Consider the following 22,679-nt stretch of genomic DNA (forward strand, 5'->3'; position numbering starts at 1 on the left):
TGATGCGTGGCTCATCGTGGCGTAGCCTGAATTCATGAGTGTCCAGCTAGGCATGCCGCAGCCAAGGCAGGAGGCAGCGCCGACGCTGCCCACCGTTCCCCCCAGCCGGCCCGCGGACGCGCCTGCCGGACTGACGGACCGGTACGGCCGCCGCGCCACGGACATGCGCCTGTCGCTGACGGACAAATGCAATCTTCGCTGCACGTACTGCATGCCCGCGGAGGGCCTTGAGTGGCTCGCAAAGCAGGCCGTCATGTCGGCAGAGGAAATCGTGCGGATTGTCCGTGTCGGCGTGGAGCAGTTGGGGGTCCGTGAACTCCGGCTCACCGGCGGCGAGCCGCTGGTCAGGCACGACCTGGTGGATATCATCGCCGCCCTGCGCCGGAACCACCCGGACCTGCCGATTTCAATGACCACCAACGGGGTTGGTTTGGCCAAGAAGGCGGCGGCGCTCAAGGCGGCCGGCCTGACCCGGATCAACGTGTCGCTGGACTCCCTGCACGAGGAAACGTTCACCAAACTGACCCGGCGGCCCTTCCTGGACCAGGTCCTGGCCGGCGTGGACGCCGCATGGGCAGCAGGGCTGGGCCCCGTGAAGCTCAATGCGGTGCTGATGCGCGGCATCAACGACGCCGAGTCGCCGCAGCTGCTGGCATGGGCCCTGGAACGCGGCTACGAACTCCGCTTCATCGAACAGATGCCGCTGGATGCCGACCACGGCTGGACCCGCCGGAACATGATCACCGCGGCCGAGATCCGCGAACTGCTCTCCCGGGACTTCGTCCTGAGTCCCGACCGCCGGGCCCGGGACGGCGCACCCGCGGAACGTTTTGAAGTACGACGGCGGGCGGCGGGTTCTGCGGAGCCGGACGGTCCCGTGCTGGGAACCGTGGGGATTATTGCCTCAGTCACCGAGCCGTTTTGCTCGGACTGCCGCCGCACCAGGATCACTGCCGAGGGCAAGATCATGAGCTGCCTGTTTTCCCGGGAGGAATTCGACCTGCTGGGCCTGCTGCGTTCAGGGGCCGGGGACGACGAACTGGCCTGGCGGTGGCAGGATGCCATGTGGATCAAACCAAAAGCCCACGGGATGGACCACGTGGGCCTTGACGCTCCGGACTTCGTCCAGCCGGACCGCAGCATGAGCGCCATCGGGGGCTGACAAGACAATGCAAGTACGTTACTTCGCTGCCGCACGCGCCGCCGCCGGTTTCGAGGAAGAGAAGTTCGACCTGCCCGAAGGGGCCACCGTGGCCGACCTCCTGCAGGCAGTACTTGCCGTGGAGCGGCCGGAGCCGCCTGCCGGCACCCCGCCCCTGGCGAGAATCCTCGCCCGCAGCAGCTTCCTGTTGAATGAAGTGGCCGTGCGCGGTCAAGCGACCGTACTGGGTGCCGACGACGTGGTGGATGTGCTGCCTCCGTTCGCCGGCGGGTAGGACTTTCCTGCCTCGGGGAGCCGACCCGCTTTGAATGTCAGTGCTCCGTTGGATGATGTTTTTATGGGAATCAGCGGCGGTTCAGTGAGCGGTTCAGGGGCGGGGATGGAGGGTGTTCATGCCTCTGTTGCTGCCCTTGATGCGCTGTTCCTGGAGGACACCGAACTCGCTTCCGCTGGCGGTGCTGATGGTCACGGTGCCGGCGCTGGGGTGGATGTGTTGCAGCGGCAGTACGGGATCCGGCTGGAGCGGATGGAACTGAGGTCCAGGCTGGAAGCCCAACTCAAGGCCGGGCAGGCCCGGGACGCGGCCGACTGCATCCGGATCCAGCAGGCCATGACCCCGCCGGAGGCGTCCGTGCCGGAACGCACCTACGCGGAGATGTCCGCGGTGGAGGAGATCGCCGGGGTCCTGACCATCAGCTCCGCGGCAGCCGGGGCGTTCGTCCACCAGTCGCAGCAGGTCTGCTCCCTGCCGCCGGTCATGGACGCACTAACCGCCGGGGCCATCTCGTGGCAGCACGCGCGCGTCGTCGTGGATGAAACCGAAGGCCTCAGCCCCGCCGGGGCAGCGTCGTTGGTGGCGCACTTCTTCGACCCCCACGCCCCGAACCCGGCCCGCGGCGCCGCACCCGGCGAACTCGTCCCGTCCCGGTTCCGGGCCAAGGCCCGCGCCTGGCGCGAACGCCACCACCCCGAATCGATCGAGACCCGCCACACCAAAAGCGCCGCCGACCGGCGGATGGAATACCGTCCCGACCGGGACGGCATGGCCCGGGTGACGATCTACCTCCCCGGCGACACGGCCTCCGCGATCTGGAACCGCACCACCGCCATCGCCCGCGGCCTCCAAGGCCCCGACGAACCACGCACCATCACCCAACTCCGCCCCGACATCGCCGCCAGCCTGCTCCTCGGCGCCGGAACCATCAACTCCGGCGACACCGGCTACGGCGATGGCAGTTCCCCGCAACCAGGAACCACGGCCCTCGGCCAGGTTCCCGTCCCGAGGGCTGATGTGCTGGTTATGGTTCCGGTGTTATCCCTCCTCGGCCTCACCGACGAACCCGCCATCCTCGACGGCCACGGGCCGATTCCCGCCTCGATGGCACGGCGGCTGGTCGCGGACGGGGCGGAGTCGTTCTACCGCGTCCTCGTCGACCCCCGCGACGGGGCACCGCTGGAAATCGGCCGCAGAAGCTACCGGCTTCCCGAGACCATCAAACGCTGGATCAGGATGCGGGACGGCAAGTGCACCTTCCCCGGCTGCACCAACCGATCACTGGACAACGACACCGACCACCTCACCGCCTGGCACAACGGCGGAGAAACCGGCGCCTCCAACCTGGGACAACTCTGCCCGAAGCACCACCGCCTCAAACACACCAGCGGCTGGACCCCCACCCCCGCCACCACCAACGAACCACCCGGCTGGACCTCACCCACCGGCCGCACCTACAACCCCGAACAACCCGACCCCGAACCAACCCACTGGCCTCATGGTGCACTGTCCCTTGACATCAATCCGCCACCCGAAGAACCACCCGGCAGCAACTTGCTCGACCCTGATGACCTCTGCCCGGCAGCCCCCCTCTGGGACGACTTCTACGCAAAGCCCTTTATCCTGCCGGCCGACCCCCAGACGGACTGGCGCCTGCTGCTGACGTAAAGGCCTTGGCAGCAGCAGGTTAAGACCGGAGTTGCCGCGCGGAGTCCGGTGGGGAGTCACAGCTTTGGTTTGAAGTGCGTGGAGGGCCGGTGCCAGTGGGAGAAGCACCCGGCTATTGCGTCCTGGCACGAGCCCCAGGGCCATGGCAAGCGGGGCTGCGCGGCTGTGGACTCCGAAGGTCTGGAAAATTTGCTTGAACTGGTCCTGCACCGTGTACACCGTCACGTTATGGGCCTCGGCCATGGCCTCCGTGTCCACCCCTGCCGCGGCCAGCCGCAGAAACTCCCCTTGCCGGGGCGTGAGGCCAAATGCCCGGGCAAAGAGGTCGAGCCGTTCAGGAGCGGAACAGGCCTGGATGGTCACTGCCAGAGGTGGGGTCGAACCAGGCATCCCGGACGCCATGCGGCTGGACCGGAGGGACGCCCAGTGCCCCGCCCCGACATGGACCCGGCACTCCGCAAGGTGGGTATCAACGCCGGCCTCCCTGGCCATCAGTTTGGGCAGCCACGTTCAGTACTTCAGCAGGAACGTGCTGATGCGGGAACGGTCCGGGCTGCAGCAACTGCAGCCATTCGTCCACGGATGCGGTTTGGCCTGCTATCGCCAGTTCTTCGTCCAGGGTCAGGACGGCCTGCTCTGGAAGGTCCGGCCGCACGGCTGCAGGCTCCGAATTCGGTCCGGGTGCCGGCAAATTGCGGAACTCCCTGGCAGCTGCGCCGCGCAGCGCGGGCGTTACTGCCTCTGCGACCCGGCAATCTCGTGGTCGGAAAAGCGCCGGTGACACGGCCCGACGCGCCTGTCCGCCACAGATCGAGCCATGCCCAGCAACCGTATTTGTCCGCGAACACGGCTGACAGCACATCGCGGACGCCGTAGCGCTCCAGTAATCCATTCCAGACGGGGCTGCGTGAAGGGTCTCCTTGTGCCGCGTGCACAAGGGTGGTTGCCGGAGGCGAAGCATGCATCAGGGAGGTCCGCCGGCCCGGTCCGGAAAGGTACTTGAGGCGGATAAGGCGCGGCAGCTCCTGCGGGCAGGGAATCCTGGCCCGCGGCGCCATCCCGACAGCCGTCCGTGGATCGCAGAGGGGCCACACAAAGGCATCGAAGGCCAGCATCCTGCCAAGTTCGGCGGGCACTGCTCCGCGCAGAACCTTGTGGTCCAGGTCCGAGCCTGCAAGGAGCCGGATGCGCTCCAGGCTTCGATCTTCAGCCCAGCCCTTGGTCATGTCCCCAGTATGCTCCCGCACCGGTCTCCAACCGCAGGATCATCCCCGTAAAGGCAAGCAACCCAGATTTCTGGGATACCGGCCGCAGGCGCAGCGGTCTACCTTGGCAGCGTGGGAAGTCCCAGGCTGGGGCAACCCCGGAGGAGAAAGCAAGGAGGAGCGGGCATGTACACCCTGCAGATAGAACACAGCATCACGGACTTCGACACCTGGGAAGGCGGCCTTCGACCGGGATCCGGTTGGCAGGGCAGCTTCCGGCGTGCTCACGCACCGGATTGGCCGTCCGGTGGGCGAGCCACACATCATCGTGGTGGAACTGGACTTCGCAGACCTCGCCCAGGCGGAGCGGTTGTTGATTGACCTGCGGACCAAGGTCTGGCGTTCCCCCGCGAATGCTCCCGCCCTCGCTGGCGCACCGACCACCCGCATCATTGAAACGCAGTGAGCCCAAGCCGTCAGGCGCGGCGGAAGACTGACCGCATGAACGGCCTGTAGGCCGGGTACTTTCCGTCGGCATCCGCACGTGGCCCGGCATCGGCGTCGGACGTGCCCGCTGAGCGCAGCTCAGTCACGTGCTGCAGGACGCCGCCCTCAACGCTGATGGCATGGCGGGTCCAGCCTGCGCCGCTTTGCCGCTCGACCCTGATGACGCCGCCGTGCCAGGTGCACCGGGCGGCGGCAGCGGGAGGTGCGCCTGTGCTGTCGACGTAGTACCAGAGCACGTCCTTGCGGACGGGGTCGATGCTGAAGATGCCATGTCCTTCAAAGTGCCTGCCGTCGGCCTCCACGTGCCGGTAGCTCTGCACCACCCCGAAGCCGCCGGCCAGGGGGCTGTAGGACACCTCAGCGTCCACGCTGCGCTCCGGCCCCCACGGACCGGCCGCCAGGAGGGTGGTTCCGCGCCAGTGACCGATCAATCCTGTCAAGGCGGGATGGCCGGCGGCAGGCGCGCCGACGTCGTCGTGAACCTCCCAGCCGCCTCCCGCTGCGGATCCCTGCACGGTACTCCCCTCACCCCGGCACGCTGGAAACAGCGCCGGATGGGGTTATCTTAAACCCGCGGTACCGGCCGTGTCCGGGGAACCATAGTGCTGCGGCTACACCGGTACCCGGGCTGGAAACCCGAAGGTTTCCGACTCCTCGAATGGGCCTACGACAGTGACGGTGCGCGGCGCGGCGGCAAGCTCGGCCGCCAGCTCCTGCACCTGCTCTGCGGTGACCGCCTTGATGAGGCGCAGGGTCTCGTCGATGTCCTGGTACTCGCCTGAGACGAGCTCGGCACGGCCCAGCCGGGACATCCGGGACCCGGTGTCCTCAAGCGCCAGTACGATCCCGCCGCCGAGCTGGCCCACCGCCTTGCGGAGTTCGTCCTCGGATATGCCGTGCTCTGCCAGCTTGTCCAGCTCGACCGCCAGCAGGTCCAGCACCTGCCGCACCTTGGACGGCGTGCAGCCGGCGTACATGCCGAAGTAGCCGGCGTCGGCGTAGGAGGAAGCAAAGGAGTAGGTGGAGTACACCAGGCCGCGCTTCTCGCGGATCTCCTGGAACAGCCTGGAAGACATGCCGCCGCCCAGGACCGCGTTCAGGACACTCATCACGTAGCGGCGTTCGTCGGTGGCGACGATGGTGGGGCATCCCATGATGATGTTTGCCTGCTCCACGGCACGCTTGACCACGTGAAGGCCCGCCGTTCCTGTGATCAGCGCACGTTCGGTGGAGCGGCGCTTCACCGGGGCAGCGTCGGCTTCAAGCGACCACCCGGCGGACTCAAGGGCATCAACCACAAGCCCGCAGACGACGTCGTGGTCCAGCCCGCCGGCCGCGGTGATGACCAGTTCCTCCGGTTTGTAGTACCGGCGGTAGTGCTCCCACACCGAGTCACGGGCCACGGCCTTGATCGCGGCGGGAGTACCGCCGATGGGCCGGCCCAGGGGGTGGCTGCCCAGGACAGCGGAGACAAAGTGTTCGTGGGCGACATCCGTGGGGTCATCGCTGTCCATGGCGATTTCCTCGAGGATGACGTCGCGCTCCTGCTCCATCTCGTCCGGATCCAGCACGGCGCCGGTGATCATGTCCGCGATGACATCGATGGCCATGGGCAGGTCGGTGTCCAGGACGCGGGCAAAGTAGCAGGTGCTTTCCTTGGCCGTGGCGGCGTTGGATTCTCCACCCACTTCGTCAAATGCGGACGCGATCTCCAGCGCCGTGCGCCGCTTGGTCCCCTTGAACAGGAGGTGCTCCAGGAAGTGGGTGGAACCGTGCTGGCCGGGGGCCTCGTCGCGTGACCCCACGCCAACCCAGAACCCGATCGTGGCCGACCGCTGGCCCGGCATCGCCTCGGTCAGTACCCGCACTCCCCCGGGCAGCACGGACCGGCGCACCTCGGACCCTCCGTCGGAGCCGTGGACCAGGGTGTCACCGGCGTGGTTCTGCTCAAGCGGCAGGGGTACAACAGTCATGAAGGCCTTTCAAAGGGGGCAGCCGGATCTGGCTGCCATCGTAACAGCGGCGGGGCCGGTGGATCATCCACCGGCCCCGCCGATTCAGTGCTATGCCGGAAGTCCGGAAACTGCTAGGCGTCAGAGCCTTCAGCGGGCTCCGAAGCGTGGGCACGCTCGGTGTCGCCGGCGGCCTCGTCCTCGGCTACCACCGGGGCGAGGGAGAGCTTGCCGCGGTCATCGATCTTGGTGATTTCCACCTGGATCTTCTGGCCGACCGAGACGACGTCATCGACGTTGTCCACGCGCTTGCCGTTGGCGAGCTTCCGCAGTTCGGAGATGTGCAGGAGGCCGTCCTTGCCCGGGGTCAGCGACACGAAGGCACCGAAGGTGGTGGTCTTGACGACCGTACCCAGGTAGCGCTCGCCGATTTCCGGGACCTGCGGGTTCGCGATGGCGTTGATGGCGGAGCGTGCTGCTTCTGCAGACGGACCGTTGGTAGCGCCAATGTAGACCGTGCCGTCGTCCTCGATGGAGATGTCGGCGCCGGTGTCTTCCTGGATCTGGTTGATCATCTTGCCCTTGGGGCCGATGACTTCGCCGATCTTGTCCACGGGGATCTTCACGGCGATGACGCGCGGCGCGAACTCGGAGAGCTCGTCCGGGGTGTCGATGGCCGAGTTGATGACCTCGAGGATGTGCAGGCGGGCTTCGCGGGCCTGCTTCAGGGCTGCCGCCAGGACCGAGGCGGGGATGCCGTCCAGCTTGGTGTCCAGCTGGATGGCGGTGACGAACTCGGAGGTACCGGCAACCTTGAAGTCCATGTCACCGAAGGCATCTTCGGCGCCGAGGATGTCGGTCAGTGCCGCGTAGCGGGTCTGGCCGTCAACCTGGTCGGAGACCAGGCCCATGGCGATGCCGGCGACGGCGGCCTTCAGGGGCACACCGGCGTTCAGCATGGACAGGGTGGAGGCGCAGACGGAACCCATCGACGTCGAACCGTTGGAACCGAGGGCCTCGGATACCTGGCGGATGGCGTAGGGGAATTCCTCGCGGGACGGCAGGACCGGCACCAGAGCGCGCTCGGCCAGGGCGCCGTGGCCGATTTCGCGGCGCTTGGGCGAGCCCACGCGGCCGGTTTCACCGGTGGAGTACGGCGGGAAGTTGTAGTTGTGCATGTAGCGCTTGGTCTTCACCGGCGACAGCGAGTCGATCTGCTGTTCCATCTTCAGCATGTTCAGCGTGGTGACACCCATGATCTGGGTCTCGCCGCGCTCGAAGATGGCGGAGCCGTGGACGCGGGGAAGGACCTCGACCTCGGCGGTGAGCTGGCGGATATCCGTCAGGCCACGGCCGTCGATGCGGACCTGGTCCTTGAGGATGCGCTGGCGCACCACGTGCTTGGTGACCGAGCGGAACGCTGCGGACAGCTCCTTCTCGCGGCCTTCGAACTGGCCGGCAAGGTCGGCGAGGACCTCGTCCTTCAGGGCGTCGGAGGCGTTGTCGCGTTCCTGCTTGTCGGCGATCTGGAAGACAGCAGCCAGTTTCTCCGCGGCAGCGGCCTCGACGGCGGCGTAAGCGTCGTCCTCGTAGTCCAGGAAGACCGGGAATTCGACGGTGGGCTTGGCCGCGCGGGCAGCCAGGTCAGCCTGGGCGTCGCAGAGTGCCTTGATGAACGGTTTGGCAGCCTCGAGGCCTTCGGCAACGACTTCCTCGGTGGGGGCCGTGGCGCCCTGTTCCTTGATGAGGTTCCAGGAGTTGTCGGTTGCTTCGGCTTCGACCATCATGATGGCGACGTCGTCACCGGCCACGCGGCCGGCCACCACCATGTTGAACACCGAGTTCTCCAGCTGGGAGTGCTTGGGGAACGCAACCCACTGGGAGCCGTTTTCGTCGGCGACCAAGGCAACGCGGACGCCACCGATGGGGCCGGAGAACGGCAGCCCGGAGAGCTGGGTGGACATGGAGGAAGCGTTGATGGCCACCACGTCGTAGAGCTCGTCAGGGTTGATGGCCAGGACGGTCACGACGATCTGGACCTCGTTGCGCAGGCCCTTGATGAAGGCCGGGCGCAGCGGGCGGTCCATCAGGCGGCAGGCCAGGATGGCTTCGGTGGACGGGCGGCCTTCGCGGCGGAAGAACGAGCCCGGGATGCGGCCGGCGGCGTACATGCGCTCTTCGACGTCGACCGTCAGCGGGAAGAAGTCGAAGCCCTCGCGCGGGTGCTTGCCGGCGGTGGTGGCGGACAGCAGGGCGGTGTCATCGTCGATGTACACCATGGCAGCGCCTGCTGCCTGCTTGGCGAGGCGGCCGGTTTCGAAGCGGATGACCCGCTTGCCGAAACGGCCATTGTCAATGACTGCCTCTGAGAACTGGATTTCGGGACCCTCCAAGAGAGTCACCTCCGTTTCTGTTTCACGGAAGTCCAGCCGCATCAACCCAGCCCAGCATCTGTCTACTGGCCCTGCACCCGGTCATCGATCGAGACCCACGGGCCGCCGGCTTCAGTCGCTGAAGCCGTTCCCGGGGATCACTACCGAGGACCGCGAATGCGTGATGCGGTTGATCCTCCTGTTTAGTTTTTCTTTTGGAAAGGGCGGCCCATTCCATGGTGGAAGGGCCGCCCCAAAGCCAGACTAGCGGCGCAGGCCGAGGCGCTCGATGAGCGAACGGTAGCGGGCGATGTCGGTCTTCTTGAGGTAGCTCAGCATACGCTTGCGACGACCAACCATGGCCAGCAGACCGCGCTGGGTGTGGAAGTCGTGCTTGTGCTCCTTCATGTGCTCAGTCAGATCCTTGATCCGCTGGGTCAGAACGGCAACCTGGACCTCGGGCGAACCGGTGTCGCCTTCCCCGGTAGCGTATTCCTTGATGATGGACTGCTTTACAGCGGCGTCAAGTGCCACAATTACTCCTTGGGAATGTGCCGTGCGGGCCCGGTCGGAAACTCACCGCCGGGTCTGCCGCCTGCGTCCAGGACCGGTAAACCGGATCTGGCCATGGGCAACAGGACCCAGCCGCCACGGACTGCAGCCGGATCCATCGTCCAGTTTACCGGCCGCGCCCTAACCTTGTCGAAACAGCGCCGATCAGCCGGCCAGCCTGTCACGGATGGCTGCCATGCCCTGCAGGACTTCCCCGAAGCTGGTGCTCAGCGGCGACAGGCCCACCCGGATGCCGCGCGGTGCCCGGAAGTCGGGGATCACGTCCTGGTCCCACAGCGCCTCCACGGTGGCCTTGGTGAAGTCCGGGTGGTCCACCGTGATGTGGCTTCCGCGCAGGGCGGGGTCGCGCGGCGAGGCCAGTTCAGCGCCCAGCGGCGCCAGCCACGCGTCGAACAATTCCACGGCGAAGGCTGTCAGCTTCTCGGATTTGGCCCGGACAGCGGCCATGGAGGCTTCCTCGATGAGGTCCAGGGTGCCCTGCATGGCCAGCATCCCGAAGATGGCGGGGGTGCCGCTGAGGAACCCGCGGATACCCTCGGCGGGTTGGTAGCCGGCGCCCATTTCGAAGGCGTCCTTGCGGCCCATCCATCCCCAGATGGGCTGGTTCAGCGAGTCCAGGTGCCGGGCGTTGACATACGCGAACGCTGGCGAGCCCGGGCCGCCGTTCAGGTATTTGTAAGTGCAGCCCGCAGCGAAGTCCACGGCTGCGCCGTCGAGGTCGATCTCCACCGACCCCGCTGAATGGCACAGGTCCCACACCACCAGGGCGCCGGCGTCGTGCACCGCCGCGGTGATTGCCGGCAGGTCCGCCAGGTGCCCGGAGCGGTAGGCGATGTGGCTGAGGAGTACGACGGCGGTGCGCGGCCCTGCTGCTTCGCGCACCTGTTCAACGGTCACCCCGGCTGCGGGATCGGGAGTGATCCAGCGCAGCGTCAGGCCTTCCTCAAGGGCGATACCTTCCACGAGGTAGCGGTCGGTGGGAAAGTTTTCGGTGTCCAGCACCAGCTCATTGCGGTCCGGGTCCTGCACTGCGGCCAGGGCCGCCCGGATCAGCTTGTACAGCACCACGGTGGTGGAATCGGCGATGATGGTCTGGCCCGGCGCGGCCCCAAGTACCGCCCGGCCCAGCTGGTCCCCGATCGCGTGGGGCAGGTTGAGCCAGCGTTCGTCCCAGCCGCGGATGAGCCGGCCGCCCCATTCGTCATTGATGAAGGCGGCGATGTCCTCCGCTGTCCGCTTCAGGGGCCGGCCCAAAGAGTTGCCGTCCAGGTAGGACAGGGCAGTGTCGGTACCGACGAAGTGGCCGCGGTACTGGGCCAGTGGATCCTGGCGGTCAAGCTCCGCGGCGCGCTGCTCCAATGCCCCGGCGGCTGCTGGAATGTCTTGCAGGTGTTGGCTCATTGTCCGATCTCCGTCCTGACAGCGAATAGTTCCGGGAAGAACGTCAGTTCCAGGGCCTTCTGCAGGAAGGTCACGCCGCTGGATCCGCCGGTGCCCGTCTTCATGCCGATGGTCCGTTGGACGGTGCGCAGGTGCCGGAAGCGCCAGAGCTGGAAGTTGTCCTCCAGGTCCACCAGTTCCTCGCACGCCTCGTAGGCGGCCCAGTTGTCCGCGGCATGTTCATAGATGTGCTTGAAGAGCGGCACCAGGTCCGGGGCAAACTCGTGTGCCCGGGTGACGTCCCGGTCCAGGACCGCACGCGGCACCGCAAACCCCTGCCGCGAAAGGTAGGCCAGGAATTCGTCGTAGATGCTCGGGGCAGTAAGGAGCTCCTCCAGCATGGCGTAATCCTGGGGATCGGATTCGAAGACCGGCAGCATCTTGCGGTTCTTGTTTCCCAGGATGAATTCCACGGCGCGGTACTGGGCGGACTGGAAGCCCGAGGAATTCCCCAGGAAGCCACGGAACTGGGAGTACTCCGTTGGCGTCAGCGTGGCGAGCACGGACCACTGCTCCGTGAGCGTCTTCTGGATGTGCTTGACCCGGGCAATGCCCTTGAGCGCCGAGCCCAGGTCGTCGGACCGAAGCCATGCGGCAGCGCTGCGCAGTTCATGCAGGACCAGCTTCAGCCACAGCTCCGTGGTCTGGTGCTGGATGATGAACAGCATCTCGTCGTGGTGCTCGGGCTGGCTGACGGGCTGCTGGGCGCTCAGCAGGGTGGGCAGCTGCAGGTAGGAGGCGTAGCTCATCCGGGAGCTGAAGTCGCGGACGATCCCCTTGTCCAGCTTGCGGGTGTTTTTTTCGACGGACACGTGCTGCCTTTCGTTATGGTCCACCCGGCGGATGCGTCAGTGGCCGGCCAGGAGCTCGTGCGCCTGGACCACGTCAAGCTGCATCTGTTCCACCAGGGCCTCAGGCCCACGGTAGGCCACCATGCCTCGGAGCCGCTCGACGAATTCCACGATTACTGTCTGGCCGTACAGATCGAAGTCCTCCACGGCCTCCTTGGGCCGGTCGATCACGTGTGCCTCCACTTGGCGGCTTACGCCGTCGAACGTGGGGTTGGAACCCACGGAGATGGCGGCCGGCCAGCGCTTACCGGCCTGGTCCACGAGCCATCCCGCGTAAATCCCGTCCGCGGGGATCAGCCCGGAGGCACTGGATGAAAGGTTCGCGGTGGGGAAACCGAGCGCCCTGCCCCTGGCTGCACCGTGGACAACTTCACCGCGCATCCGGTGCGGGCGCCCCAGCACGGCGGCCGCGGTGACGACGTCGCCCTCCTGCAAGGCTTCACGAACCCAGGTGGACGAACAGCGGCGGTCCTTGCCGTCGTCCTCGTGAAGCGGGTAGCCCTCGGAGCCGAACTCGCTGATGACCTGGACGTCGAAACCGAACTTGTCGCCCAGCGCTTTCATGGTGTCCAGGTCGCCGGAGTTGCCCCTGCCGAAGCGGGCGTCGTGGCCGATCACCACCTGGCTGGCGTGCAGGCAGTCCACGAGGTACTGCTCCACGAACTCTTCGGCCGTCAGGCTGGCAAGGTCCAGTGAATACTTGACCACCAGGATGGCGTCGAGGCCGAGTTCGCCCAGTGCTTCCAGTTTGTCGTCCAGGCCCATGATCAGTTCGGGCGCGGCTTCCGGCCGGTGGACCTGGGCGGGATGCGGGTCGAAGGTTACTGCCACGGCCTTTGCCTGGCTGCGGCGTGCCGAGCGGATCAGCTGGGAGAGCACCTGCTGGTGCCCGCGGTGAACGCCGTCGAAGTTCCCGAAGGTGACGACGGATGGGCCGAAGTCCGCCGGGACCTCGGACGGATCGTTCCAGATGTAGACCATCACCCTCGCCTTAGCTGACTGCACACATTCGATGTTCCTGCACCTTGCCGGCCGCGGAACTCTTCAAGGGTACCCGGATTCACTGCCGTGCCCCGGCCCGCGGCGCTGTGGCCCGGGAGGGGCGGCGCCGGTACAGCCACACGAGGCCGAGCACCGGAAGCAGAAGGGGGATGAAACCATAGCCGCGGCCAAAGAGGGACCACACGGTCTCGTGCGGGAACTGCACGGAATCGAACACGCTCAGGGCCCCCACCACCAGGACTCCCACCAGTTCAACCAGCACCGCGGCAACGGACACCTTGAACCAGGTGGTGCCGGACTTGGCCAGGGATACGGTGGCAACGACGTACACCAGGGCGGCGAACGCGGAGAGCAGGTACGCTACCGGGGCTTCGGAGAACTTGGTGAGGATCTGGTACCCGGCACGTGCCGTGGCGGAAATGGCAAACACCCCGTACACCGCGATCAGCAGCCGTCCGGGGCCCGTGTTGCGGGTGTTGCGGCTGTTCTGCAAGGGCGCGCCGTCTGCGGCGGTACGGGGCTGCTGGTCTTTCATGCTGCGTGCTTCTTCCACTTCAGTACCAGATCTGGTTCATTCGGGCGGCCATCACCAGCGCGGTGACGCCGACGGCGGCCAGGACAAAGTTGCTCCACCGCGTGCGTTCCAGGATGGACCAGTAGACGGCGGCCGGAGGCAGGAGCATGGCGGTGGCCATGTAGCCCCAAAACTCCCAGGCCTCGCCGGCGATTGCCTCCCCGGCGATCACGCGCACCATGGAGCCGACGAGATACACGACCAGGGCCACTTCCACCGCGACGACGGACAGGATGGTGACGTCGTTCGGTGCCTTCCGAAGGATTCCGGCGCCCACGCAGAGCACCGTGGACACCAGGCCGACGACCAGGATGATGTAAAAGAAAGCGTCCACGCCTAGGCCTCCGCGGGGGCGCCGACGGGCGAGCCGCTGCCGGGGGCGAACACGAGCACGGGTTTGGCGTAGTTTCCGGCATCGGCGAGGAGTGCCACCAGGCTGCCGTCCGGGGCAAACGCGGCCGCGGGATGCTCGGCGGTGGCCGCTGACGGGCTCCCCGGTGCGGCGCCGGCGGCGATGCGCCGCCCGAACGAGATCTCGGTGGTTTCCTCGGCGCTCAGTTCCCGGTTGGGCATGAGTGCGCGGGCGGCGTCGGACATGTCCAGCACGTTGAGCTCTTCGGCGAGCTGCTCCAGGGTGCGGGCCTGGTCCAGGGAATACGGGCCCACATGCGTGCGGCGCAGGGCGGTGAGGTGGCCCCCGACGCCCAGCGCGTTGCCGAGGTCCCGGGCCAGGGCCCGGATGTAGGTTCCCGAGGAGCATTCCACGGTGACGTCCAGGTCGATGACGTCCGCCACCGGGTCGCGCCTGATGCCGTGGACCTCGAACCGGTGGATGGTGACAGGGCGCGGGGCCAGTTTGACGTCTTCTCCGGAGCGGACACGCGCATAGGCGCGTTCGCCGTTGACCTTGATGGCGCTGACGCTGCTGGGCACCTGCTGGATGTCGCCTGTCAGGGCGGCGACGCCGTCGTGGATTGCCTGCTCGTGGACGGCGGCGGTGCCGGCCGTGGCAACCACGTCCCCTTCGGCGTCGTCCGTCACGGTGGACTGGCCCAGCCGGATGGTGGCCGTGTAGGTCTTGGACGTCCCCACGATGTAGGTGAGCAGCCGGGTGGCCTTGTTGATTCCTACAACCAGCACCCCTGTTGCCATGGGATCCAGGGTGCCTGCATGCCCCACTTTCCGGGTACCCGCGAGGCGCCGCATCCGGCCAACCACGTCATGGCTGGTCCATCCCTGCGGCTTGTCCACTATCACCAGTCCAGAAAGCACGCCTACCAGTATATCGGCGCTGATTGGCGCCCCGGCGCAGCGGGACGCAGCTAGGATGGCTGGCATGCCTGAGCTTGCCGCCCATGTCCGCGACGTGCCCGTCAACCAGATCCGCGAAATCACGGAAGCCGCCTGGCGTACCCCGGATGCCCTGGTGCTGAGCATCGGCGAGCCGGGTTTCCCCCTCCCCCGCCACGTCCTCGACGCCGGCATTGCCTGCCTTGACCGGGACGAAACCAATTACACCCCGAACGCGGGAATCCCCGCCCTGCGTGAAGCCTTCGCCGCGAGGTTCCGGGCTGAGCAAGGCGTCGAGGTCGGCGCGGACCGGGTCTACGTGGTGTCCGGGGCGCAGCAAGGGCTCCACTTCGCCATGAGCCTGCTGCTCTCCCCCGGCGACGAGATCCTGATTCCGAACCCGGGCTACCCCACCTTCGCGATGACCGCCCGGCTGCTCAACGCCATGCCCGTGTTGTATCCGCTGCGCCCGGACCACCGTTTCCAGCCGAGGGTGGACGACGTGGCGGCCCTGATCACCGCGCGCACCCGGGTGCTGGTCCTGAATTCCCCCTCGAACCCCCTCGGCGCGGTGCTCGGAGAGGACGTGATCCGGGAACTGATGGACCTGGCCCGCCGCCATGACCTGTGGGTCATCTCCGACGAGTGCTACGAGGCTTTCACCTACGACGTGCGGCACATCAGTCCGGCGAGGTTCGACGGCGGCACCGCCGGCGACGCGCGCGTCTTCACGTCCCTGACGCTGTCCAAGACGTATGGCCTGACGGGGCTGCGGATCGGGGCCCTGATTTGCCCGCCCGGGCTTGAACAAAAGATGGACAACGTCATGGAGTCGATCGTCTCCTGTGTGGCGTCACCGCCGCAGTACGCGGCGCTTGCCGCCCTCACCGGCCCTCAGGACTACGTGCGGCACGCGCACGGGCATTACCGGACCAACCGGGACGCCGCATCCGCCGTGCTCGACGCCAAGGGCATCCCCTACCTGAGGGCTGATGGCGCTTTCTACCTCTGGGCGGACATGTCCCACGTCACCGGCGGTGACGTACGCACGTGGGTGCGGCGCTTCCTCGCCGAATCAGGGGTGGCGCTGGCACCGGGAACGGCGTTCGGGTCCATTGGCGAGGGGTGGGTGCGCGTCGCCCTGTGCGGCCGGAAGCAGGACCTGCTGGAGGGGTTGTCGCGGCTTCCTGCCAGGGACGGCAGCCGTTCCGCGGGCTAGTTACGCGCGCCGGCGACGGCGTTGTCCAGCCAGGAGCGGAGGACGTTCGCCGGGGCGGCGCCTGCCTGGCGGGCAGCCACTTTGCCGTCGACTATCACCATCAGCGTGGGGATGGCCTGCACCTCGAAGCGCTGCGACAGCCGTGGCGATTTGTCCACGTCCACTTTCACCAGCTTGATCTTTCCGGGGCGTTCCCGGGCGAGCTTGTCCAGCACCGGGCTGACCATGCGGCAGGGCCCGCACCACGCGGCCCAAAAGTCCACCAGTACGGGAACCTGCGAGTTTTCCGCGACCGCGGTGAAGTCGGTATCGTCCGCGGACACGATCCACGGCAGGTCGGCCTTGCAGTTGCCGCACCGGGGATGGCCCGCTGCCGAGGCGGGCACCCGGTTGGTTTTTCCGCAGGCGGGGCAGCTGATGAGCACCGGTTCCATGGCTAGTATTCCGTCCTGCCCTCGAAGGCGCGCCAGGTCTGGAAGGGGATGTCCGACGTCGGGATGTCATCCCGGGTGACCGGCATCAGTTCGGGCTTGCTGCCGCTGAAGTAGTCGTAGAAGAGGGCGTCGTCGAAGCCCGCCGCCGCTGCCCCGTGGCGGTCGGCGGCGAAGTAGACGTGGCCGATCCTTGCCCACAATGCGGAAGCCAGGCACAGCGGGCACGGCTCGCAGCTGGCGTAGAGGACCGAGCCGCCGAGGTCGAAGTTCGCCGTCGCCGCGGCCGCTGCCCGGATGGCGACCACTTCGGCATGGGCCGTGGGGTCGTTGTCCCGGGTCACCCGGTTAACGCCTTCATGGACTGTCCCGTCCGGCGTCACCACCACCGCGCCGAAGGGCCCGCCGCCCTGGCTGACGTTCCAGGTGGCCAATTGCACGGCCTGTTCAAGGTACTGGAAGGGGCCGTTCCCCCGGTCTTCGGACGTCATAGCACGATCCTAGCCACAGCGCAGCGTTAGGGGATGGAAAAGGGGGAAATTGGGGGGTATGCCAGCAGTACATACCCGCTGGTAGAGGCCTACTCTTACGCCGGGGGTTCCATATTCCGCCTCTGCGGAGGCTCCTTAACCGGATCAACAAGGGCTTCCAGCCCGGGGTACCCAATGAAGAAGAGACTCACCCTTTTGGCCTCCATGGCGGCCACTGCTGCTTTCATAGCCTCCGCGGGCCCTGCCGTCGCCGGCGACTCCACACAGGACTACGACGTGCTGGCCAGCGGATTCGTTTCACCGCTGCACCTGAGCGCCGGGCCCGGCAAATCGGTCCTCGTCTCGCAGGACTTCCTCGGCGTATTGACGCGCGTCAACCGTGATGGCTCCACGGACAACCTGGCCACGGAGACGCCCAAAGGCTGGGAGGTCGCGGGCTCGGACACGCGCGGCAGCACCACCTTCTTCCTGGAGAGCGTGGGCGCAGGGCAGGGCGATCCGGCAGCACTGCACGGATACCTGAAGTCCATTGACGCCAAGGGCGATGTGGACACCATCGCCAACTTCGCCGACTACGAACGGCGCAAGAATCCCGACGGAAAGCAGCGCTATGGGTTTGGCGATGACGTGAGCGCCAAATGCCTCGCCGACTGGCCGGCCTTCCCGCCCGCCAAGTACAAGGGCCTGGTGGACTCCCATCCCTACGCCCTGGCAGTGAAGGACGACACCGCGTATGTTGCCGATGCCGGTATGAACGCCGTCCTCAAGGTCAACCTGAAGGACGGTGACATCGACACCCTTGCGGTCCTGCCACCACGGCCGGCGGTCATTCCCAAGGGATTCGTGGTTCCCACCGACATGCACGGTGGAACCTTCAAGGTGCCGGACTGCGTGGCAGGGCATAAGTACGCGTTTGAGCCCGTTCCCACCGATGTCGCGCTGGGTCCGGACGGCATGCTGTATGTGACGTCATTGCCGGGCGGCACGGAGGGTCCGGAGCTGGGTGAGCGCGGGGCGATCTTCAAGATCAATCCCTCCAACGGCGACGTTGACCTGTGGGCGGACCACATCCTGACCCCCACCGGACTTGCCGTCACCGATGAAGGCGACATCTACGTTGCTTCGCTGTTCGGCGGCGAGATCGTGAAGTTCACCTGCTCGGGCCACCGGTCGCAGTTCCTCAAGGTCAACCTGCCGGCCGACGTCGAGGTCAAGGGCCACAACCTCTACGCCACGATCGACGCCCTCGGCGACCCGTCACAACCACCGGCGGGGAAGGTCATCAAGGCCGACCTCCGGTAGGCAACCAGCAATCAAGCCGGCGGCCTTCATAAAAACGGCCAGGGCCCGGGATCAGCTCCCGGGCCCTGGCGTGCGTCCTACTTGCTGCCATCCTCGTCGAGGTCTTCGTCGCCGCTGAGGTCCAGGTCCTCTTCGTCGAAGTCGTCCTCGTCGATGTCAACATCGGCTGGCGCATCGGACTTGTACGGGTCGGCGTCGCCTGCGTGCCGGGCGTTCGCGGCAAGGGCAGCCACCTCGGCGTCCCGCTTCCGGGCCTCCCGGAGCAGTTCCTCCAGGTTGGAGGCGTTGACCGGAATCTGGTCCGCGACAAACTCGAGCGTGGGGGTCAGGCGGGCGGTGATGTTCCGGCCAACCTCCTGCCGGAGCACACCCTTGGCCTTCTCAAGCCCCTTGGCAGCATCGGCCTGGACAGCCTGGTCACCGAAAACGGTGTAGTAAACAGTGGCGTGCTGCAGGTCATTGGTCACCCGGGCATCGGTAACAGTAACGCCCTCAACCCGAGGATCCTTGATCCTCCGGCCTAAGGCCTCAGCAACAACAACCTTAATCCGCTGCGCCAACTTGGCAGCACGTGCCGGATCAGCCATGAACAAACTCCTATAAGAAGAAAAAAATAAGGGACGTACGACGGCGGCAACAGGGCAACCAACGGACGCTTCAGTTATGTGCCACGCAAGAAAGGCGGGCCAACGACGATGCCGGAGAGTTTTGGGGGCGCCCGGGAGTGGCATCGGGCCTACCGGAGCTGGGCGGCAAAGGATCGCTAGATCCTTTGCCGCCCAGCGTAGGGGCGGGGCGCCCCCAAAACTCGGAGGCGCCCAGCCAGGTGAAGCACCGAGGCTTAGACGCGCGGCTTCTCGCGCATCTCGAAGGTCTCGATGATGTCACCTTCGACGATGTCGTTGTACGACCCAAGACCGATACCACACTCGAAGTCCGTGCGGACCTCGGTGGCGTCGTCCTTGAAGCGCTTGAGCGACTCGACGGTGAGGTTGTCACCGATGATCTTGCCGTCGCGGCTGACGCGTGCCTTGCTGTTGCGGCGGATGATGCCCGAGCGGACGATCGAGCCGGCGATGTTTCCGAACTTGGAGGAGCGGAAGACTTCGCGGACTTCGGCGGTACCGAGCTGGACCTCTTCGTATTCCGGCTTGAGCATGCCCTTGAGCGCCATCTCGATGTCGTCGATCGCAGCGTAGATGACGGAGTAGAACCGCATGTCCACGCCTTCGCGGTCGGCCAGTTCGGCGACCCGCTCGGCCGGCTTGACGTTGAAGCCGATGATGACGGCGGAGTCGACGGTTGCCAGGTTGACGTCGTTCTGCGTGATGGCACCCACGCCGCGGTGGATGACGCGCAGCTGCACGCCTTCGCCGACGTCGATCTTGAGCAGCGCGTCCTCGAGGGCTTCGACGGCACCGGACACGTCACCCTTGAGGATGAGGTTGAGGGTGTCGATCTTGCCTTCGGCGACGGCCTGGTCGAAGTCTTCAAGGCTGATGCGCTTGCGGCGCTTGGCCAGGGCGGCGTTGCGGTCGGCGGCTTCACGCTTCTCGGCGATCTGGCGGGCGGTGCGCTCGTCAGCGGTCACGAAGAAGGTGTCACCTGCACGCGGGACGTTGGACAGGCCCAGCACCTGGACGGGGCGGGACGGGCCGGCCTCGGTCAGGGCGCTGCCGTCGTCGTCGAACATCGCACGGACGCGGCCGTGGGCCGTGCCTGCAACGATGGTGTCGCCGACGCGCAGCGTGCCGGACTGCACCAGGACGGTGGCAACCGCACCGCGGCCCTTGTCCAGGTTCGCTTCGATGGCGATACCGCGGGCGTCCTTGTTCGGGTTGGCGCGCATGTCCAGGGCTGCGTCCGCGGTAAGCAGGACGGCCTCGAGCAGTTCGTCGATGTGCAGGTTCTGGCGGGCAGAGACCTCCACGAACATGGTGTCGCCACCGTATTCCTCGGGAACCAGGCCGTACTCGGTCAGCTGGCCGCGGACCTTGTCCGGGTTGGCGCCTTCCTTGTCGATCTTGTTCACTGCCACGACGATCGGCACGTTGGCCGCCTGGGCGTGGTTGAGGGCTTCAACGGTCTGGGGCATGACGCCGTCGTCCGCTGCAACCACCAGGATGGCGATGTCGGTGACCTTCGCACCACGGGCACGCATGGCGGTGAACGCCTCGTGGCCCGGGGTATCGATGAAGGTGATCTTCCGATCGGTGCCCTCGTGGTTGTGCGTGACCTGGTAGGCACCGATGTGCTGCGTGATGCCGCCGTGTTCGCCCGCCATGACGTCGGACTTGCGGATGGCATCGAGCAGGCGGGTCTTACCGTGGTCGACGTGGCCCATGACGGTGACAACCGGAGGACGTGCCTCAAGTTCCTCGTCGCCTTCGGCTTCGAGTTCGGCGTCAAAGTCGATGTCGAAGCTGGAGAGCAGCTCGCGCTCCTCGTCTTCCGGCGAGACGACCTGGAGCTTGTAGCCCAGTTCCTCGCCGAGCAGGGCGAAGGTGTCCTCGTCCAGCGACTGGGTGGCGGTGGCCATTTCACCAAGGTGGAACAGCACGGTGACCAGTGCGGCGGGGTTTGCCTCGATCTTGTCGGCAAAGTCCGTGATGGACGAGCCGCGCCGAAGCCGGATAACAGTGTTGCCGTCGCCGCGGGGTACGCTCACGCCACCCAGCGACGGGGCACTCATCTGCTCAAGTTCCTGGCGCTTCGCGCGCTTGGACTTGCGCTGCTTGCCACGGCCTGCGCCGCCCTTGCCGAAGGCACCCTGGGTGCCGCCGCGGCCGCGCCCGCCCTTGCCGAAGCCACCGCCGGCGGGAGCACCGCCGCCGCCACCGGGACCACCGGTTCCGGGAGCGCCACCGGGGCGTCCGGGACCGCGGCCGCCGCCGGGACGGCCTGCACCTGCGGGTGCGGGACGCTCAGTGCGGTTGGGCATCATGCCGGGAGTGGGACGGGGTCCGCCGGGACGCGGCGCACCCGGACGGGGTCCACCTGCGCCTGCTGCCGGACGGGGTCCGCCCGCGCCTGCTGCCGGACGCGGACCGCCGGGACGGGGTCCACCTGCGCCTGCTGCCGGACGCGGACCGCCGGGACGGTCGCCGTCGGTGCGGCTGCCGCCGGGACGGGGCATGCCCTGGGACGTGGCGAACGGGTTGTTGCCCGGACGCGGAGCGCGCTCGCCGTCTCCGCCACGGCCACGGGGCATGCCCTGTGAGGTGGCGAAGGGGTTGTTGCCCGGACGGGGACCGCCGGGGCGGGGGCCGGCGGACGGCGAGGAACCACCAGGACGGGCGGAAGGAGCCGGGGTCTCAGCCTTGGGGGCCGGACGGGCACCGGGCTTGGCGCCGGTGGACGGAGCACTCGAAGTTGGAGCACCTGCAGACGGAGCCGCGGGGGCGGCAGGCGCTGCCGCGGCGGGGGCTGCCGGGGCTGCTGCCTGGGCGGGGGCTGCCGGGGCCGGTGCCTGTGCCTTGGGGGCCGGAGCCTTGGGGGCAGCGGGGCCGGGGGCCGGCGCTGAAGGACGTGATTCTGCTGCGGGTGCCGGCGCCTTGGGTGCGGCGGCGGGCGCTGCTGACTTGGCAGCGGCGTCGGGGAAGGCGTTACGCAGCTTCCGCACGACGGGGGCCTCAATGGTGGAAGAGGCGGAGCGAACGAATTCGCCCAGTTCCTGCAGTTTTGTCACTGCATCTTTGGAAGTTATACCGAGCTCTTTGGCGAGCTCATGTACGCGGACCTTGGCCACATTTCTCCTGTCTCGGTCCGCACCGAGCCAGGCACGAACCGTCTACTTCTTACTGCGGACCCCGGCCGCTGTTGATGCGAAGGGGCCCATTGCAGAGCGCAACAAAGTTGTCATCGTTACGCACTCATCGCTGGGAACTCATCGGGTTTCCATCAGATTTCTGACCCGCTTTCAGGTTGGACGGTTGGTGTTGTGGCGGCTTGCGCCTCCGCAACGTTCGGACCTGACGTGATCCAGTGTTCGACGGCGGCTGTCCCGGTCGTGCCCGGAAGGGCGCGTCCGAAGGCCCGCCGCTTTGTCGCCAGAGCCAGGCACGATTCGGTGGGGTGCAGCCAGGCACCCCGGCCAGCCATCCGGCGTCGTTCATCCACCACAACAGCGGTTGAACCGCTGCCGGCGGCAACGAGCCGGAGCAACTGCGACCGCGGGCCCTTCTTGCGGCATCCGATGCAGGTGCGTTCAGGCTGATTTCCGGGGGAAAGCACTTCTGCCACGGTCATCGTCCTGACGTTCACTCTGCTGGCCACGGGCAACCCGGCTCCGCGGTGACGGAAACGAGCATGCCCAAGGCACACGACTGCCGGCCGTTAGGCGCGGTCTTATCTATTCTAGCCCCTC

The 22,679-nt window shown here is 66.8% G+C and carries 22 protein-coding genes; 6 read left to right on the forward strand and 16 right to left on the reverse strand.

The genetic code is table 11. The features are described 5' to 3' along the window. Positions 1 to 34: 34 nt before the first annotated feature. From moaA to AC2JAJ_RS00355, 3 genes are all read left to right on the forward strand, one after another. Positions 35 to 1,162: a GTP 3',8-cyclase MoaA gene (moaA, locus tag AC2JAJ_RS00345; RefSeq protein WP_486414671.1), complete on the forward strand. Its 1,128-nt coding sequence runs from the start codon at positions 35 to 37 to the stop codon at positions 1,160 to 1,162. A 7-nt stretch (positions 1,163 to 1,169) separates the two neighbouring features. Continuing rightward, positions 1,170 to 1,436 carry a MoaD/ThiS family protein gene (locus AC2JAJ_RS00350; RefSeq protein ID WP_501053285.1) on the forward strand — a complete coding sequence of 89 codons (267 nt, stop codon included), beginning with the start codon at positions 1,170 to 1,172 and terminating at the stop codon, positions 1,434 to 1,436. A 63-nt stretch (positions 1,437 to 1,499) separates the two neighbouring features. Continuing rightward, entirely contained in the window at positions 1,500 to 3,104 is a 1,605-nt protein-coding gene (locus AC2JAJ_RS00355; protein ID WP_486414670.1) for an HNH endonuclease signature motif containing protein, read from the forward strand. Between the two features lie 469 nt (positions 3,105 to 3,573). On the opposite strand, the gene AC2JAJ_RS00360 is transcribed toward AC2JAJ_RS00355, so the two are convergent. Further along, positions 3,574 to 3,759, reverse strand: a complete 186-nt coding sequence (locus tag AC2JAJ_RS00360) for a hypothetical protein (RefSeq protein ID WP_501053286.1) — start codon at positions 3,757 to 3,759, stop codon at positions 3,574 to 3,576. Positions 3,760 to 4,589: 830 nt separating this feature from the next. On the opposite strand from AC2JAJ_RS00360, the gene AC2JAJ_RS00365 reads away from it, so the two are divergent. Further along, complete coding sequence (locus AC2JAJ_RS00365) at positions 4,590 to 4,775, forward strand: hypothetical protein (RefSeq protein WP_486414669.1); 186 nt, start codon at positions 4,590 to 4,592, stop codon at positions 4,773 to 4,775. Positions 4,776 to 4,785: 10 nt separating this feature from the next. Here the strand turns inward: AC2JAJ_RS00365 and AC2JAJ_RS00370 are convergent, their stop codons facing one another. From AC2JAJ_RS00370 to truB, 10 genes are all read right to left on the reverse strand, one after another. Then, positions 4,786 to 5,331 (reverse strand): DUF1579 family protein, encoded by a 546-nt coding sequence (locus AC2JAJ_RS00370; protein WP_486414668.1) that lies wholly within the window; start codon positions 5,329 to 5,331, stop codon positions 4,786 to 4,788. 96 nt (positions 5,332 to 5,427) lie between these two features. Beyond that, on the reverse strand, positions 5,428 to 6,789 hold the full coding sequence (locus tag AC2JAJ_RS00375; protein WP_473692911.1) for a M16 family metallopeptidase: 1,362 nt from the start codon (positions 6,787 to 6,789) through the stop codon (positions 5,428 to 5,430). A 113-nt stretch (positions 6,790 to 6,902) separates the two neighbouring features. Continuing rightward, on the reverse strand, positions 6,903 to 9,161 hold the full coding sequence (locus AC2JAJ_RS00380; RefSeq protein WP_486416763.1) for a polyribonucleotide nucleotidyltransferase: 2,259 nt from the start codon (positions 9,159 to 9,161) through the stop codon (positions 6,903 to 6,905). 243 nt (positions 9,162 to 9,404) lie between these two features. Next, positions 9,405 to 9,674: a 30S ribosomal protein S15 gene (rpsO, locus tag AC2JAJ_RS00385; RefSeq protein ID WP_221383798.1), complete on the reverse strand. Its 270-nt coding sequence runs from the start codon at positions 9,672 to 9,674 to the stop codon at positions 9,405 to 9,407. Positions 9,675 to 9,857: 183 nt separating this feature from the next. Next, positions 9,858 to 11,114 carry a kynureninase gene (gene kynU, locus AC2JAJ_RS00390; RefSeq protein WP_486414667.1) on the reverse strand — a complete coding sequence of 419 codons (1,257 nt, stop codon included), beginning with the start codon at positions 11,112 to 11,114 and terminating at the stop codon, positions 9,858 to 9,860. After that, positions 11,111 to 11,965, reverse strand: a complete 855-nt coding sequence (gene kynA / locus AC2JAJ_RS00395) for a tryptophan 2,3-dioxygenase (RefSeq protein ID WP_486414666.1) — start codon at positions 11,963 to 11,965, stop codon at positions 11,111 to 11,113. Before kynA ends, kynU begins: the two co-directional genes overlap by 4 nt. Positions 11,966 to 12,001: 36 nt before the next feature. Further along, a complete protein-coding gene (locus tag AC2JAJ_RS00400) occupies positions 12,002 to 12,985 on the reverse strand; it encodes a bifunctional riboflavin kinase/FAD synthetase (RefSeq protein WP_486416762.1) in 984 nt (327 codons plus the stop codon). 79 nt (positions 12,986 to 13,064) lie between these two features. Then, positions 13,065 to 13,541, reverse strand: coding sequence for a hypothetical protein (locus tag AC2JAJ_RS00405; protein WP_486414665.1), 477 nt, complete (start codon positions 13,539 to 13,541; stop codon positions 13,065 to 13,067). Between the two features lie 19 nt (positions 13,542 to 13,560). Continuing rightward, positions 13,561 to 13,914 carry a hypothetical protein gene (locus AC2JAJ_RS00410; RefSeq protein ID WP_486414664.1) on the reverse strand — a complete coding sequence of 118 codons (354 nt, stop codon included), beginning with the start codon at positions 13,912 to 13,914 and terminating at the stop codon, positions 13,561 to 13,563. 2 nt (positions 13,915 to 13,916) lie between these two features. After that, positions 13,917 to 14,852, reverse strand: a complete 936-nt coding sequence (gene truB, locus AC2JAJ_RS00415) for a tRNA pseudouridine(55) synthase TruB (RefSeq protein ID WP_473692919.1) — start codon at positions 14,850 to 14,852, stop codon at positions 13,917 to 13,919. 64 nt (positions 14,853 to 14,916) lie between these two features. Here truB and AC2JAJ_RS00420 point away from each other — a divergent pair, with 64 nt between their 5' ends. Next, positions 14,917 to 16,089, forward strand: coding sequence for a pyridoxal phosphate-dependent aminotransferase (locus tag AC2JAJ_RS00420; protein WP_486414663.1), 1,173 nt, complete (start codon positions 14,917 to 14,919; stop codon positions 16,087 to 16,089). Here AC2JAJ_RS00420 and trxA read toward each other — a convergent pair. Together trxA and AC2JAJ_RS00430 are read right to left on the reverse strand one after the other, a co-directional pair. After that, entirely contained in the window at positions 16,086 to 16,523 is a 438-nt protein-coding gene (trxA, locus tag AC2JAJ_RS00425) for a thioredoxin (protein WP_486414662.1), read from the reverse strand. The genes AC2JAJ_RS00420 and trxA overlap by 4 nt on opposite strands. Positions 16,524 to 16,525: 2 nt before the next feature. After that, the gene (locus tag AC2JAJ_RS00430; RefSeq protein ID WP_221383807.1) at positions 16,526 to 17,011 is read right to left on the reverse strand and encodes a nucleoside deaminase; all 486 of its coding nucleotides are present in this window, start codon (positions 17,009 to 17,011) and stop codon (positions 16,526 to 16,528) included. Positions 17,012 to 17,185: 174 nt separating this feature from the next. Here AC2JAJ_RS00430 and AC2JAJ_RS00435 point away from each other — a divergent pair, with 174 nt between their 5' ends. Then, positions 17,186 to 18,313, forward strand: coding sequence for a ScyD/ScyE family protein (locus AC2JAJ_RS00435; protein ID WP_221383808.1), 1,128 nt, complete (start codon positions 17,186 to 17,188; stop codon positions 18,311 to 18,313). A 77-nt stretch (positions 18,314 to 18,390) separates the two neighbouring features. On the opposite strand, the gene rbfA is transcribed toward AC2JAJ_RS00435, so the two are convergent. The 3 genes from rbfA to AC2JAJ_RS00450 form a co-directional block, all read right to left on the reverse strand. After that, positions 18,391 to 18,900, reverse strand: a complete 510-nt coding sequence (rbfA, locus tag AC2JAJ_RS00440) for a 30S ribosome-binding factor RbfA (RefSeq protein WP_221383809.1) — start codon at positions 18,898 to 18,900, stop codon at positions 18,391 to 18,393. A gap of 254 nt (positions 18,901 to 19,154) precedes the next feature. After that, the gene (gene infB / locus AC2JAJ_RS00445; RefSeq protein WP_486414661.1) at positions 19,155 to 22,061 is read right to left on the reverse strand and encodes a translation initiation factor IF-2; all 2,907 of its coding nucleotides are present in this window, start codon (positions 22,059 to 22,061) and stop codon (positions 19,155 to 19,157) included. Positions 22,062 to 22,213: 152 nt separating this feature from the next. Then, on the reverse strand, positions 22,214 to 22,561 hold the full coding sequence (locus AC2JAJ_RS00450) for a YlxR family protein (protein ID WP_221384052.1): 348 nt from the start codon (positions 22,559 to 22,561) through the stop codon (positions 22,214 to 22,216). Positions 22,562 to 22,679 lie beyond the last annotated feature (118 nt).

The sequence above is a fragment of the Arthrobacter sp. MOO21 genome, from assembly GCF_057369995.2.

What these genes read in the sequence shown, in the direction of transcription:
- AC2JAJ_RS00450 (WP_221384052.1), bottom strand. Translation starts at nt 22,561, where the DNA reads ATGACCGTGGCAGAAGTGCTTTCCCCCGGAAATCAGCCTGAACGCACC.
- rbfA (WP_221383809.1), bottom strand. Translation starts at nt 18,900, where the DNA reads ATGGCTGATCCGGCACGTGCTGCCAAGTTGGCGCAGCGGATTAAGGTT.
- AC2JAJ_RS00435 (WP_221383808.1), top strand. Translation starts at nt 17,186, where the DNA reads ATGAAGAAGAGACTCACCCTTTTGGCCTCCATGGCGGCCACTGCTGCT.
- AC2JAJ_RS00400 (WP_486416762.1), bottom strand. Translation starts at nt 12,985, where the DNA reads ATGGTCTACATCTGGAACGATCCGTCCGAGGTCCCGGCGGACTTCGGC.
- AC2JAJ_RS00350 (WP_501053285.1), top strand. Translation starts at nt 1,170, where the DNA reads ATGCAAGTACGTTACTTCGCTGCCGCACGCGCCGCCGCCGGTTTCGAG.
- AC2JAJ_RS00430 (WP_221383807.1), bottom strand. Translation starts at nt 17,011, where the DNA reads ATGACGTCCGAAGACCGGGGGAACGGCCCCTTCCAGTACCTTGAACAG.
- AC2JAJ_RS00375 (WP_473692911.1), bottom strand. Translation starts at nt 6,789, where the DNA reads ATGACTGTTGTACCCCTGCCGCTTGAGCAGAACCACGCCGGTGACACC.
- AC2JAJ_RS00420 (WP_486414663.1), top strand. Translation starts at nt 14,917, where the DNA reads ATGCCTGAGCTTGCCGCCCATGTCCGCGACGTGCCCGTCAACCAGATC.
- AC2JAJ_RS00405 (WP_486414665.1), bottom strand. Translation starts at nt 13,541, where the DNA reads ATGAAAGACCAGCAGCCCCGTACCGCCGCAGACGGCGCGCCCTTGCAG.
- kynU (WP_486414667.1), bottom strand. Translation starts at nt 11,114, where the DNA reads ATGAGCCAACACCTGCAAGACATTCCAGCAGCCGCCGGGGCATTGGAG.
- trxA (WP_486414662.1), bottom strand. Translation starts at nt 16,523, where the DNA reads ATGGAACCGGTGCTCATCAGCTGCCCCGCCTGCGGAAAAACCAACCGG.
- AC2JAJ_RS00355 (WP_486414670.1), top strand. Translation starts at nt 1,500, where the DNA reads ATGGGAATCAGCGGCGGTTCAGTGAGCGGTTCAGGGGCGGGGATGGAG.
- moaA (WP_486414671.1), top strand. Translation starts at nt 35, where the DNA reads ATGAGTGTCCAGCTAGGCATGCCGCAGCCAAGGCAGGAGGCAGCGCCG.